General features: G+C 44.4%; 11 protein-coding genes. 4 read left to right on the forward strand and 7 right to left on the reverse strand.

All coding sequences use genetic code 11. The features are described 5' to 3' along the window. Positions 1-11: 11 nt before the first annotated feature. The 3 genes from DF182_RS22535 to DF182_RS22545 form a co-directional block, all read right to left on the reverse strand. The gene (locus tag DF182_RS22535; protein WP_113618045.1) at positions 12-986 is read right to left on the reverse strand and encodes a FecR family protein; all 975 of its coding nucleotides are present in this window, start codon (positions 984-986) and stop codon (positions 12-14) included. A 101-nt stretch (positions 987-1,087) separates the two neighbouring features. Beyond that, the gene (locus DF182_RS22540; protein ID WP_113618046.1) at positions 1,088-1,666 is read right to left on the reverse strand and encodes an RNA polymerase sigma-70 factor; all 579 of its coding nucleotides are present in this window, start codon (positions 1,664-1,666) and stop codon (positions 1,088-1,090) included. Positions 1,667-1,796: 130 nt separating this feature from the next. Then, the gene (locus tag DF182_RS22545) at positions 1,797-2,201 is read right to left on the reverse strand and encodes a hypothetical protein (protein WP_113618047.1); all 405 of its coding nucleotides are present in this window, start codon (positions 2,199-2,201) and stop codon (positions 1,797-1,799) included. 261 nt (positions 2,202-2,462) lie between these two features. Between DF182_RS22545 and DF182_RS22550 the strand changes: the two genes are divergently transcribed. After that, on the forward strand, positions 2,463-4,226 hold the full coding sequence (locus tag DF182_RS22550) for a M57 family metalloprotease (protein ID WP_113618048.1): 1,764 nt from the start codon (positions 2,463-2,465) through the stop codon (positions 4,224-4,226). Positions 4,227-4,326: 100 nt separating this feature from the next. On the opposite strand, the gene DF182_RS32465 is transcribed toward DF182_RS22550, so the two are convergent. After that, positions 4,327-5,619 (reverse strand): DUF748 domain-containing protein, encoded by a 1,293-nt coding sequence (locus DF182_RS32465; protein ID WP_161964223.1) that lies wholly within the window; start codon positions 5,617-5,619, stop codon positions 4,327-4,329. A 1,018-nt stretch (positions 5,620-6,637) separates the two neighbouring features. On the opposite strand from DF182_RS32465, the gene DF182_RS22560 reads away from it, so the two are divergent. Next, the gene (locus tag DF182_RS22560; protein ID WP_113618050.1) at positions 6,638-7,756 is read left to right on the forward strand and encodes a transglutaminase domain-containing protein; all 1,119 of its coding nucleotides are present in this window, start codon (positions 6,638-6,640) and stop codon (positions 7,754-7,756) included. 47 nt (positions 7,757-7,803) lie between these two features. Here the strand turns inward: DF182_RS22560 and DF182_RS22565 are convergent, their stop codons facing one another. The 3 genes from DF182_RS22565 to DF182_RS22575 form a co-directional block, all read right to left on the reverse strand. Continuing rightward, complete coding sequence (locus tag DF182_RS22565; protein ID WP_113618051.1) at positions 7,804-9,528, reverse strand: GH25 family lysozyme; 1,725 nt, start codon at positions 9,526-9,528, stop codon at positions 7,804-7,806. An 11-nt stretch (positions 9,529-9,539) separates the two neighbouring features. Beyond that, positions 9,540-11,036 carry a hypothetical protein gene (locus DF182_RS22570; protein ID WP_113618052.1) on the reverse strand — a complete coding sequence of 499 codons (1,497 nt, stop codon included), beginning with the start codon at positions 11,034-11,036 and terminating at the stop codon, positions 9,540-9,542. Between the two features lie 72 nt (positions 11,037-11,108). After that, complete coding sequence (locus DF182_RS22575) at positions 11,109-11,570, reverse strand: hypothetical protein (RefSeq protein WP_113618053.1); 462 nt, start codon at positions 11,568-11,570, stop codon at positions 11,109-11,111. A 209-nt stretch (positions 11,571-11,779) separates the two neighbouring features. On the opposite strand from DF182_RS22575, the gene DF182_RS22580 reads away from it, so the two are divergent. Both DF182_RS22580 and DF182_RS22585 read left to right on the forward strand, forming a co-directional pair. After that, entirely contained in the window at positions 11,780-12,670 is an 891-nt protein-coding gene (locus DF182_RS22580) for a helix-turn-helix domain-containing protein (RefSeq protein ID WP_113618054.1), read from the forward strand. A gap of 74 nt (positions 12,671-12,744) precedes the next feature. After that, entirely contained in the window at positions 12,745-13,467 is a 723-nt protein-coding gene (locus DF182_RS22585) for an SDR family NAD(P)-dependent oxidoreductase (protein ID WP_113618055.1), read from the forward strand. Positions 13,468-13,524: the final 57 nt, after the last annotated feature.

Below are 13,524 nucleotides of genomic sequence, written 5' to 3' on the forward strand. Positions count from 1 at the left end.
GCATTTTTTATTTAATAGATTAAGAAAGTAGTATCGTTCAACTGTTTATAAGCTAATCTGTTCAGCTGTCCCAATGCATGCACCACCTCCCTGGGTGGCATGTACCTGTTCATCAGGATGTTGTATGTTTGGCGGCGTACCTTGTCCCTGGTGGTTTCCAAATGAACGCCATACATGATTTCCATGGCCGTTTTCAGGTCTGCAAAACTGGCGTTATCCAGTTGTAACTGGGATTCTTTCCAGGCAGCAGCCAGCCAGACAGGTACCTGCTGCTCCGAAAAGTGGCCTGTTTGCTGGTTGACCGTAATTTGTTTACCAGGAAGCAATACATCCAGCTGCTGCTGATGATGATCTACGGCTACCTTTCCGGCAGCTACCGTCACCAGTATTTCTTTTGTCGACGTATGACGTACACTAAAGGCGGTACCCAATACACGGGTTTGCACGGCGCCACTCACTACCACAAAAGGATGTGCAGCATCTTGTTGAATATCAAAAAAAGCTTCTCCATTTAACAACGTGATAGTACGGGATGACTTACCAAAGTGGATGGTATCAAATTCCAATCGGGTATTGGCTTTCAGCCATACTGTACTGTTATCCGGCAATACGAGCCGGTAATTTTTTCCCGCGGTAGCCACTACCAGCAGGTTATTGGGTGGTGTATGGCGTCCTTGTTGAAATATCCACCCGCCTACACAGAGAAACAACAACACGGCAGCGGCGGCAGCAGCAGCCCAGCCTATCCAGTGTCTCTTCCTGCTTACTTCCGGCGTAACGGCGCCAGCACCGGTTTGCAGGTGTGCTGCAATTGCCTGCGCCATTTTATCCGGCATCTGTACGGTCACTTCTTCTTCCCACATTTCCTGCAGGTAGTCATCCAGCAAATGTGGTGATTCCTGCAGCAACCGGGATACCTGTTCCGTTTCTTCAGGCGTACATTGATGATGAATGAAACGGTCCAGTAGTGTTCGGTCTATGGCCATTATGACAAACTTTTATTTTGATGGTTGCCTATATCACGTATGTGCGATGAGAAGGGAGTAAGCGGGAAGTGGGAGTTAACATTTTGGTAACATTGCAGGCGTCAGCGGGGTAGCTGCTCTTTGAGAAACTTGAGAGAAAGACCTATTTGTTTCTTTACGGTAGCGGCGGAAATGCCCAGCTGTTGGGCTACTTCCTTGTGCGAAAATCCCTCTTGCTTCACCATGGTGAAGATCCTTTTTCTGTGGGATGGCAGTTGGTTGATAGAAACCTGTAACTGTAGCTGCCGTTCTTTATAATCGAGTAGCTGTTCCTGGGGGATCTCGCTGATCTGTTCCTGTTGCCATTCCTGCAGGAGCTGCTTGCGGCTCGTGTTTTTACGGAGATAATCGATCACACGGTGACGGGCGTACGTAAACAATAGCGGCAATATATCCTGCTCCATGTCTACCTCATTTATTTTTTGCCAAAGGCTGACATAACAGTCCTGTACAATATCCTTTGTATCTGATTCATCTTGTGTGAGCTTTTTTACAAACTGATACATCCTGTCTTTGGTAGCCAGAAAAATCTGATTGAACCTTTCGGCAGTGGAATCCTGCTGGAGGGATGGGCCCAATCTCCCGGTATCTCCGGTGGCAGGGTTGGAATAGTTATTATTGTGCGGTTGATTAGAATGCATGTTTACAAGTCCACCGCAAAAAAACGAAACTAATGTTAGTAAATAGTTAAGAATGGGATAGAAGGATAAAAGTAAAGAGAAGTAATGGCTTCCTGGTTACAGATGATTCCTCTCTTGAATAGTTGGCATGTTAGTTCTCCTGTAAGGAAAAGCCAAATACTGATTTGTTCTTATTTTTGAATATTTTTCTGCCGCGGTAAATTTTCATTGATGAACGCCTGTCAGAACTGTCAAAAGTTCTGATAGTATTTTTTTTGAATGAAGTTGAATGGGTGTTATTGGGATTTACAACAGTTCCAATTGTACCATGGTTAACTAAAGTTGAATGTGTTCCATTAGGATTTATAATAGTTTTAATGCGGCCATGGCCGATTACAGTTGAATGCGTTCCATCAGAATTAATTGCAGTTCTGACGCTGCCGGAGCCAACTACAACTGAATGTGTTCCATTGGGATTCACAATAATGGACTGCGAAAATGTATAGCTTATTGAAAAGAAAAAGAGTATTGCTATCAGTACCAGTAATTTTTTCATATAGGTTGATTTTTTAGTCTTTTGTATATAAAAGTCGGCTGTTGAATTTACGAAAGTTCTCCTGTCATAAAATTGCAGGTCTGCAAATCAACTATTTTCCCTTTGCCGGCTGTGACACAGCAGCATTCGTATATATATTTACGTTACCATCCGGTAAACTATTCTATGGCACAGATACCGCATCCCCACGGTATTACCCTTCCCCGAAAGCCTGGCTCTGTATTCCTTATTGTTTGATGTAGCTTAAAAAATCTGTCATCTATGCTCAACAAATTTTTTCTTTTCCTATGCTGTCTTTTCCTATGTTTAAGTATTTCCTGCAGGAAGGAACATCCTGCACAGGACAATAATACCGGTCCTGTTCCGGCTTCTGTTCTTGATCGTATCAAGGCGGCAGGCTTCAGTATCAAAGGTGTACAACGTATCGATAGTGGTTATCTTGTAGAGCAGGATATCCTGTTGTATGAACGTGATCTGAACCCGGCTAGTGTCTCTCTTAAAATTGCGGAGGTGGAACAATACAGGGCCGCGCAATTGGTAACTGGTTTACCACGCACGCTGACGGTGCGTACTGTTGGGCTCAACCCTCCTTTTGTGACAGCGGTACGGCAGGCGGTAGATAATTACAATGCGCTCGACCTCGACCTGAAGTTTATGTATGTGACCACCACTACAGCGAATATTACCGTACAGGGTTCCTGTATAAGTACCGGTCAACTGGGCCTTTCCGGACTCCCCAGTAACGGTAGCCCATATCCGACTATCACCATCAGTACCTGTTCACCCCAATTGGGTAATAACGTGAATTTTATACGGCATGTGGTGGAACATGAGATTGGTCATGCTATTGGGTTACGGCATACAGACTGGTTGAATCCCACCTATAGTTGTCCTACTGGTGTTGTGGAAGGGTCTGGTCCTATATACATTCCCGGTACACCCACCGGCCCGGACTCGGGCTCTTATATGCTGACATGTTACGGCCTGAGTACCGCTGGCGATACCACAGGCAGCTTTAATGCCAATGATCGTATTGCATTGGAATATTTGTATCGTATTCCCCATGCAACACCTTGTTATTCCCCGCCTGTAGCTATTTCCAGGGATGCCAATAATATGAGTGTTTTTGTGCTGGGGCCTGCCAGTAACCTGATGCATAAATCCTGGAATAGCAGCGGTAGATGGTCTCACTGGCAGCTGCTCGGGCCTATCTCCTCTCTTCCTGCTGCTGTATCGAGGATGCCCGGTTTTATGGATGTTTTTGCCAAAGGGCCTTCCAATAATCTGCTGCACATTTCCTGGACCTCATTAAAAGGATGGGGAACCTGGGAAGACCTGGGCGGTAATATTGCCGATGCGCCGGTAGTGAATTCCAGGACATCCGGTGTGATCAGTGTTTTTGTGAGAAGCGCCAGTAATACCCTGGTTGCCAGAACCTGGACCAGTACCGGCGGATGGTCGGCCTGGGAAGACCTGGGTGGCAATCTTACATCACAGCCGGCAGTGGCCTCCAGAGACGCCAATAACCTGCATGTTTTTGCCCAGACCACAGGTAATAACCTGACTCATATAAGTTGGTCCACCAGCGGTGGATGGTCGGTATGGAACAATCTGGGCGGTAATATTGCCGGCGCGCCGGCTGTTAATTCCAGAGCACCACAGCTGTTGAACGTCTTTGCTAAAAGTACTACTAACAGCCTGGTTACACTTGACTGGCAGGGAAGCACCGGTTGGGGTGCCTGGAGTGATCTGGGAGGCTCGCTCTCGTCTGATCCTGTTGTTGTGGCCAGGGATGCAAACAATCTGCAGGTTTTTGCCAGAGACAACAATGCCCTGGTAAGTTTCAGCTGGACAAGTACAACCGGCTGGTCATCTTCTGTAAACCTTGGTGGACCTATCAACGCGATCCCTGCAGCCACTTCCCGTGCACCTAACTATATCGATGCTTTTGCTGTCAACGGCACTGTCATAACCAGTACTTACTGGATAAGTACCAGCGGATGGTCTGTTTGGGGAAATATCTAATTGGGAAAGGCACGAGGACAGTGGAGCTGCCATTGGAATTTCGGAATGATAAATTTCAATCAGTGGCCCGATCAGGGCCACTGATTGAAACTACAAATGGTTACTTGGGAAGAAGAAAACCGAATGTAAAACTTGCTTCTATACCGGATAACAAAGACCTCAAAAGATAGAAGGAAATAAAACGAGTATGATCAAACTTATAATCTATAATACCTGTACGACGGTCCACAGGCATTGATTTATCCTTATTCTTAGGAATGATCACATTTTTCAGCATGAAGGATGGAAACTTTGCTATTTTTTTTTGCTGCCCTTTTAATTTGTCCACAACAAGGTTATGGTATTCTCCTTCAACTTTTCCACTGGCCTTTTCATCATTGAGACTGAATTGAAATGACAAGTTATTAAGCAGCCCGGATTCAATATGAAATTTACCAAGATTTTCTGCGGATGAATTTAAGCTGGTAAGATCTAAATTGTCAATTGCTCCGCTGACAGAATAATCTTTACCAGGATTAAATGGTAAATAAACAGACGCCTTGATTGTTCCTGATCCCATTATAGAACCTTCCATATTCAAGTCCATATGATCCGGATCGGATGGGCCGGGATGGCTGATAAGCGGGGATAGGGAAAGCTGAAGTTTTTCAATCTTCAGCAAACCGGTTTGTAATCCGTCTTTGGGAAATTCTTCATACAACAGCGTTGACTCAGTCACCTTGAAATGATGTACCCTGATGTGAATCGGAATAGTCTTCAGAAATGCAACCGGTAACGGTTTGTATTGTGATATACGAGGTAATCTTCTGTCCCGGAAAATATTGATATTGCTTCCATTTATCCATATTTGTTCCGCTATTATTTTTTGTTGAAAGCACTTGATGATATCCAGTTTGGTGATAGTGACGCCGGAAATGGTAGCATCAACAACATCTATCTGGTGTCCTGCTTTCTGTCCCATCCCCAACTTGTCGTATTGCGGGCTAATCTTCAGCGAAGTAGCTTGCAGTGTTCCTTTATGATCAATATCCAGTTTGTTTATTTGAATGTTCTGATAGGTGCCGGGAATAACTGCATGAATATCGGATAGGGCACAGGTGAGCGTTTTAAAATGAATGTCATTATTGCTGAAAAGACTATCTGTTATATTGATTCTTACTTTATCCATTTCAGTATTACCATCTAGTTTTAATTGGGCTCCTGTTGTTTCTTCATAAGCGATGGAAGCGTGATGCATCCTGAATAAATCTGTTCGTACAGCTAAAAGAATTTGTTTTAGATCAATAAAAAGAAAAGACCGGGATAGCGCTTTTGCCTCCATAGTTTCAGTATAGATGTTAAAAGCAGGGTTATTAAAAATTACTTTTTCGGCCTCCAGCTTTTTATCAAACAATTTCCGGATATCCGGTTTTTGGATGGATATGTTAGCAATGTTTGACTCAATGTATAAGGGCTGGTTGTCTGTTTTCCTGAAAAAGTCTGATTTATTGTATTGTGGTATCAGTTTGAAGGAATTGATCTCGAGTATTCCCCGGGGGCTATCTATGGTTAACTGCTTTATCATCAGCGTATGATAAGCATTCGGTATGGCGTAATTGATTTCGGATAAACTGCATTTGATAGCACCGAAATGAAAGTTATCGGTAGTGAATGTTTTCTTTACATCATTTATATTGATATCATCAATACCAATTTTTCCCTTTAACAGTAGCTTATTGTCCTGATCAGTATGTTCCCATATATGGATAGGGGTTAGTTCAAAATGGTTGACCGATATACTTTTGAAAGGCGCCTGCGCAAACAGATGCTTTTGTGCAGTATCTTTTTTATTCATTAAGAACCGGTCCAGATTCACTTCTCCATTACTGAGTTTTACATTGTTGATGGAAAGTGTCCGGCGAAACAGCATCAGCAGAAAATTGACCCCATTCAGTTCTACTGTTACAAAATGAAAGGAATGCTGATGTTGCAGCTTGTTACTGTCCGGGATATAATCTATGGTAAGATTGTTCAATGAAAGGGATGAAGTAAGAAGATTACTTTTGATGGATGAAAAATTGACTTTTAGCTCAGGGGAAAGATGATGCAGTTTTTCACTGACCTGATGCTGAATGATCCGGTTTAAAATAACATTTGCCGTAGCCAGTATAAAAAGTATTCCGATGCCACCATATATGAGCATCAACCATTTCCGGGATATTTTAGAGGATCTTAGCATCAGCCCGTCAACATTATATGTTGTTTCTTATCTTTTACACCCGGTTGTTAATGATTGTTGAATATGTTTATTTTTATAATATGTTTAGTGTTTCAAATCAGTTTGAAAAATAAATAGAAAGTGAATGCAACTTTTATCTGCCTCAGTCGTCTTTAGAGAATAATGTATTGTCCGCGTTAAAATCGATATGCATATGAAATTATCAACTGTACTCGCCCTTTTGGGAATCTTACCTGTTTGTACTGTATTTGCCCAGCAGAAACTACCTGTTATCCGCGCCACGTCAACAACAGTCAGCATTAAGGATGGACCCAACTTTAGAAAGAATGCCTGGACCATTGAACCAGCAACCAAACCCGATATCTATCCTACAACCGCAAAAAGGGTGACTTTCTATACGGATGTGGATTCCATTTCAATCACTGTAAAGCCAGACCGTCCCCAGGACTTCTATATCCTGCTGAATGGTAAAGACTCTGCCCTGACAAGGGTCCGGTATGAGCCATCCCGGCTGGAGATATTAAAGAAGGCTAAACAATATAACAATAACGACAAAAGAGAGCTGCCTGCCTTCACCTATCAGCCAGCCAGTGATACAGCCTTAAAGCGTATCCGGCACGATCTTAAACTGGATTCCATCGCCGGCACCGGTAACGAAATCTCCCAAATGATCAACCTGATGCAATGGGTGCATAATATCATCCGGCATGATGGCGGCAGCGATAATCCCACCCTAAGGAATGCTATCGATATTATCAGTATCTGCGAGAAAGAAAACAGAGGTTTCAACTGCCGCATGATGGCTACCGTACTGAATGAATGTTATCTGGCGATGGGCTTCAAATCCCGTTTTGTAACCTGTATGCCCAAAGAACTGAAGTTTAATGACTGTCATGTTATCAACATGGTCTACTCAGAAGAACTGAAAAAATGGGTCTGGATGGACCCAACCTTTAATGCATATGTCATGAATGAAAAAGGTGAAATGCTGGGACTGAGAGAAGTACGGGAGCGGCTGATCAGCGGTCAGACACTGATCCTGAATCCAGATGCCAACTGGAACAAGAAGAATTCACAAACCAAAGAAACGTATCTGGATAATTATATGGCCAAAAACCTCTATCGCCTGGAATGTCCTGTAGGCAGTATGTATGATACAGAAACAACTGTTGCTGGTAAACAAATCTCCTATATAGAGCTGGTGCCACTCGATGCGCTTAATCAACAGGGCGAGAAATGGGAAAGTAAAAAGAAGGTTACCTATATTACCAATGTAACCAACAACCCGGACCTTTTCTGGGCCAAACCATAAATTGTTTTACAACAGCTGTGTCTCCGGGATCAGGGACACAGCTGTTGTCAGTATCCGGCAGTTCCCTGAAATCGGCTGAAAGGTTTATGTGAGCTGCTTTGATGCAGGAATTGATGAAACGCCGCCATATCTCCATTAAAGACATCAAAATCCGTATTTTTCGAATCAATCCGGTAAGTATCTTTTTTTTGCCAGAATATATATCCTTTCTCTTTCCATAAATGTGGCAGCTCCGGCTGCGTTTTTCCATTGTATTCGGCCAGCCAAAGGGAATAAACGGAGAGGTCCGGATTGATGAGATATTCATCTGCAAAGGCCAGCCCCGTATAGATCACAGGTTTTCTGCCTGTTTTGTTTTCCACATAATTAAGAAAAATAAGCAGATTTTTATTTAATGTAGGGATGTCTGTTGCTGCTTTTAAACTGCCCTGTTCAATGTCTACAATTGGTGGCATGTCCCATTGTCCGAGTTGGGGCAGCGTGGCCAGAAAGTGCCGTGCCTGCAGCACAGGGTCAACATTGTTATGAAAAAAATGATAGGCACCACAGGCGATACCCTTTTGCCGGGCTGTTTTCCAGTTTGAGTTAAAATCGGGATCGGTATATTCATTCCCTTCAGTGGCTTTGAATATCAGAAAGTGGAAAGTGTCGAGACTGTCCATTTCATTGAGCAGTTTCCCCTGGTATCTTGAAATATCCAGGCCATACACGGTGGTAACGGGTTTGGTGAGCAGCAGTGGTATGGCTTCTTCTATCAGCTGGTCATCACTTTTAATCATGCTTTCTTCAAGGATATTACCAATAGCGGTGCTGTTCCTGGTGGCAGTTTGATTGCTCCGCAAAGTGGTGAGTAGTATCAGTAGGAGTGCCAATGTTGCTTTTATCAGTACCAGGCGGTATATGGCTTTTTTGTGTGTATAGAGAAAGTTTTTGATAGGATTGTTTGACGGAAGTGGCTTGTATGGGTGAACTATTTTGATAGTCCGTGTCTTGGGGCAAAGCACACCTATCGTTCTAGCCGCCAGTTTGCAGCTGTAGGCATAATCCTGTAACCTGTTTCCGAGCAGGCTGTCGAGTTGTTGTAAATGCTGATAGGCTAACTGGCACTTTAAGGAATGTTCGTTGGTAAGCGCAGTGAAAGGTATGTTGGCATGCTGCCGGTTCAGCTGTATCACTTTTACAATGATCATATTGTAAACGGTGGCCTCGTCTTTATGTGCTCCTTTGTCAGACCATTCGGAGAAGATGCTGCAGTATTCCTGTATCCATGATCCGGCAGGACTGTTGTCTGTGGGTTTCCCGTTGAAGTGTTGTCTCAGCTGATCGTTTATTCCGCATAGGGCAGAGATACTGTTAAAGTACTGTGTTTTCAGCGTTTGGCATTCTGCTGAATAATACGACCAGAAATCGTATAGCCGGTACTGTTGGATCATGGTCTGGTCCCGTATCCGCAGTATTTTTTTGATGGTCGCCGGCTTTAAGGCAAGGCTGTGTTTCCGGAGTATGTTGTGGTCCTGCAGTTCGGGGAGCAGCAGAGATTGGGAACAGAGAAAATCAGTTTGTAATGTTTCTCTGTTCTTTATCTCCAGCTGCTCCCGGCACTGTTGCATCCGGAGATACTGTCTGTTACACCATTTCCTGACCAGCTGCAGCCATCCGATGAATTCCCGCATACGTTTTTTATACCGGGTGGTAGTAGTTATTTGGGTGATAAGCAGTATGACCAGTATAATGGCTGCTGTTGCTGGTAAAAAAAGGAATGGAATTGTCATAACAGTAGGGGTTAGCTGGTTTTGGCGCTAGTGCTGGTACTGGTGCTGGTGCCACCGGATGTGGTACTGTCATCACCGGAGATGGACAAGTATTTGTTGGGGTAATATTTGGATACCCACATTTCTGCCAACTGTGATCGGGTGATGGGTTTGAGATAATAGTTGATGGGTACGCCTATTTTGCCGGCTATACATTTGGTTACGTAATCTTCAAAAGCAGTCATCATAGAGTTGACGTCCAGCATTTTGTTTTTAGCTTCATCGATGGTGGAGAGGCCGGACATGACGCTGTTGATAGTAGATGCTTTCATGGCCTGCATCCGGGCGCCGGTTTGAGCTGTGCTGGCGGATTGTGCCACAGAGGCATTGTCTGCAGTGGTAGCATTGGCGAGGGAGGCCAGGCTGTTCATCATGTCATCCGGACTGAATTTGGAGAACTGTTTTACAGCAGCCTGCACTTCATTGGATTTAATGGAAGGAATGACCCCCATTGTCACCAGGCTGACATGAGAAGTGATATTTTGCGCACTCAGCATATTTTTGATGTCATTGGAGAAAGAAGAATCTGCTCCAAAGCCTCCGGTTTCATTGGCAATCCAGCCAGCCACCTGCCATTGTGCCTGCATACTGGCAGCGATGGAAGTCATGGATTGACTGGACTGAGTAGAAGTGGTATTCAACACATGTACCATACCGATGAAGCAGGAACCATAAGTAGCACCGGAGATGATGTTGATGGATTTTTCTTCTTCTGTGCCGGAAGCCATTGCAATCCCCTGCATATTGGCTATGCTGTCCGTTTTGATCTTGTTTTCGTCATCTGTGAATATCTTGTTCCAAACCCGTATGCCTTTGTCTACGTCCAGTATCAACGGCGCCAGCAATGCTGCATCTTTATGTGTACAAGTAGCACTGATGACAAGGGTGCCACTGATGTCGTGGCGTTCCAGCTGACTGCTCACCTGGCTGCTGACGGCTTCGGAAGCCTGACCGGAGAAATTATCACCCAGCACATTGGTAGAGTCGCTGATAAAACTTTTAATGGCAGAGACAGTGCTTTGCGCAGACTGCATATTTTCATCAAAAGAAAAATACTGGGCTTCCAGTTTCAATGAATCTGCAGAAAGTGCCATGTTTTTGATCTGAGTACGGTTGAAGTCAACCGGGCTTTCATATTCCACATGAACAGCCTGTTGTTTGCCTTTCAGTTCCTTGATTTTGGCAATATTATCTACCCAGGATTTGGCGTAGTCCTTGCCGGCATTGGCAATTTGTGTATTCAGTGTAGATATTTCACCAATAATATCAGTAGCATCCACGTTGAGATTAGTCAGTTCCTGAACGGTCATGTCCAGGCTGCGGCGAACAGAGATGAGGCTGTTGAGGCTATCCTGTGCCGCATCAATAGGAGCCTGTACTGCACTCAGCTCCTGCAGGTTTTTAAGTACTTCGCTATGTACAATACTGCCCAGTACCAACGAAGGATCGTAGGGAATAGTAGTTGGCATATGATGGGATTTTTAAAGGTGGAATAAGCCCCTGACAGATGTAAAGGGGCTGTAACATCCTGGTGGATTTAATTATTTATCGGCACTGAAAGTGTTGAACAAAGGAGTAACAAGACCTTTGAAAGACTCGCCAAAATCGTAGGATTCAAAGGAACGGCCGAAAATTGGATCATTCATGATATCATATTGCCGTTGCAAATAGGCTATTTCCCGGTTGAAATTTGCTGATCTTTTGCAAACCCAGGAAATGAATAATTTGTTGGGCACTGTCTCCTGAGGGTCCATCACATTGTTAGCCATCTCCTCCAGATCATCGGCATGCTTGTCATGACATTCATCGAGCTTCATGGTATTACTCTTATACTGATTCCAGTATCCAAGTAAATTATCCGCTACTTTTTGGGTAATAGGAAAACTATAAAACCTGAAGATTTCATTGACCGGGAATATCCGTTTGGAGAGAGAATCAGATTGATCGCGGGTTTCATCCGCAAGCTTGGCCCGTAATTCCTGTGATTGATTGTCGTCTATCATAAAATAAGTATTAAAGATTACTGCCTACTCTGTTCCGGCTTTTCAGCATCCGCCTGTCAGTTCGTTCTGACAGTACAAAGAACGCGCTGTTGCCAACCATTTTTCTGCGCTGAATCACCTGAATTTAAATCAGGTGTTTTTACGGGTATTTATCCGGGTAGAATTGTTTAGCAGGGTGCCTTGTATGAAACAAATGTTACATTTGTGATATGCACACATCGTTATCCTCTTCCGTTATTCCAAAATATTCGCTGGAGCAATCAGGCGGCAGGAATAATCTTTTTGATATTCGTCTTGTTGGTGAAGGACACAAAGAACATCCGTCTTTTTTTATGGCTCCTCACCGGAAAGACTTTTATATGCTGGTGCTTGTGGAAGAGGGTAGCAGCAAACACTGGGTGGATATGCAGCCTTATACACTGAAGCCGGATACTTTTTATTTTACGGCCCCACAGCAGGTACATGTGAAAGAACATGCAGTGCCCATGCGTGGCATCGTGCTTTGTTTTACGGATGCTTTTCTGGCTGCCGCTGCGCACCAGCCTATAAGGAAGCTGCCCATCCTGCAAAATCCGAGTAATGGACATGAGATGCTGCTGCAGCCAACAGAGGTGGCCTATATCCGGGATACGATGCGGAGGATGGCAGAGGAGTACCTGCAGCAGCCAGACTGGTACAACAGCATGTTGCAGGCATACCTGCATGTATTACTGATTTATCTCAGCAGGTTATATACCGAAAAATTTACTGCAGAAGAGAATAAACCAGACCGTATACTGCTGAAGAAATTCCTGGACCTGATAGAAACAAACTATACCATCCATCATGAAGTGGCTGCTTATGCAGACCTGTTGAATATCACAGCGGGCCACCTGGGTGATGTGATACGCCAGCAGAGTGGGAAACCAGCAATAGGGCATATTCATGCGCGTTTGCTGCTGGAAGCCAGACGCCTGCTTTTCCATACCGATCATTCCATCAAGGAGATCGCCTTCGCATTGGGTTTTGAAGATGCTTCCTATTTTAACCGTTTCTTTAAACGCGGTTCCAACGAAACCCCGCAGGCCTTCCGTAACACCACCCGGAAAATGTACCATTGATCCCGTAATGTGTGCTGTTTCAACTGCCAGCGTGTAGGTAATTTTGTGCTGTAACATTAAATCATACAGATCCGATGAAAAAAGCATTGATTACAGGAGCCAACAAGGGCATAGGTTTTGAGACAGCCAGACAATTACTGAACGCAGGTTATTTCGTATATATCGCTTGCCGTGATGCCGCAAAAGGGGCGGAAGCGGCCGCACAGCTGGGTAACACCAATATAGCAGTGATTCCGCTGGATGTGACTAATATGGATTCCATTATCGAAGCCCGGGAACAGATAGGCCGTACCACTTCTCAACTGGATGTGCTGATTAACAACGCCGGCATCAGAGGCCAGTTACCACAAACTCCTTCCACAGCGCCCCAGGCGTTTATCCGCGAAGTATTTGAAACGAATTTTTTTGGTGTCATCAATGTAACGCAGGTATTTATGGACCTGTTGAAGGCAGCTGAACAGCCAAGGATCGTCAATGTTACATCCGGACTGGCTTCACTGACTTTGCACAGCGATCCCGCATGGGTGTATTATCCGGTAAAATCAGCCGCGTATGGCCCTTCCAAAACTGCCCTGAACGCCTATACGCTGGCATTGGCCTACGAACTGAGGGATACTCCGTTCAAAGTGAATGCAGTTGATCCTGGGTATACGGCCACCGATTTTAATAATCATTCCGGTACCGGCTCTGTTGAAAACGCTGCTGCATTACTGGCGCGGTTTGCCATGCTGGAGGCAGACGGCCCCACCGGCAAGTATTTCAGTAACGATAGAAATGGCGAAGAAAGCCCATGGTAAAATAGGACCCCACTCCTTCATCAAAATAAAAAATCAGTGTTTTTCCTTTTGATGAAG

This window comes from Chitinophaga flava, from assembly GCF_003308995.1.
Classification (GTDB): Bacteria; Bacteroidota; Bacteroidia; order Chitinophagales; family Chitinophagaceae; genus Chitinophaga; species Chitinophaga flava.

What these genes read in the sequence shown, in the direction of transcription:
- DF182_RS22535 (WP_113618045.1), bottom strand. Translation starts at nt 986, where the DNA reads ATGGCCATAGACCGAACACTACTGGACCGTTTCATTCATCATCAATGT.
- DF182_RS22565 (WP_113618051.1), bottom strand. Translation starts at nt 9,528, where the DNA reads ATGACAATTCCATTCCTTTTTTTACCAGCAACAGCAGCCATTATACTG.
- DF182_RS22540 (WP_113618046.1), bottom strand. Translation starts at nt 1,666, where the DNA reads ATGCATTCTAATCAACCGCACAATAATAACTATTCCAACCCTGCCACC.
- DF182_RS22560 (WP_113618050.1), top strand. Translation starts at nt 6,638, where the DNA reads ATGAAATTATCAACTGTACTCGCCCTTTTGGGAATCTTACCTGTTTGT.
- DF182_RS22570 (WP_113618052.1), bottom strand. Translation starts at nt 11,036, where the DNA reads ATGCCAACTACTATTCCCTACGATCCTTCGTTGGTACTGGGCAGTATT.
- DF182_RS22585 (WP_113618055.1), top strand. Translation starts at nt 12,745, where the DNA reads ATGAAAAAAGCATTGATTACAGGAGCCAACAAGGGCATAGGTTTTGAG.
- DF182_RS22580 (WP_113618054.1), top strand. Translation starts at nt 11,780, where the DNA reads ATGCACACATCGTTATCCTCTTCCGTTATTCCAAAATATTCGCTGGAG.
- DF182_RS22545 (WP_113618047.1), bottom strand. Translation starts at nt 2,201, where the DNA reads ATGAAAAAATTACTGGTACTGATAGCAATACTCTTTTTCTTTTCAATA.
- DF182_RS22550 (WP_113618048.1), top strand. Translation starts at nt 2,463, where the DNA reads ATGCTCAACAAATTTTTTCTTTTCCTATGCTGTCTTTTCCTATGTTTA.
- DF182_RS22575 (WP_113618053.1), bottom strand. Translation starts at nt 11,570, where the DNA reads ATGATAGACGACAATCAATCACAGGAATTACGGGCCAAGCTTGCGGAT.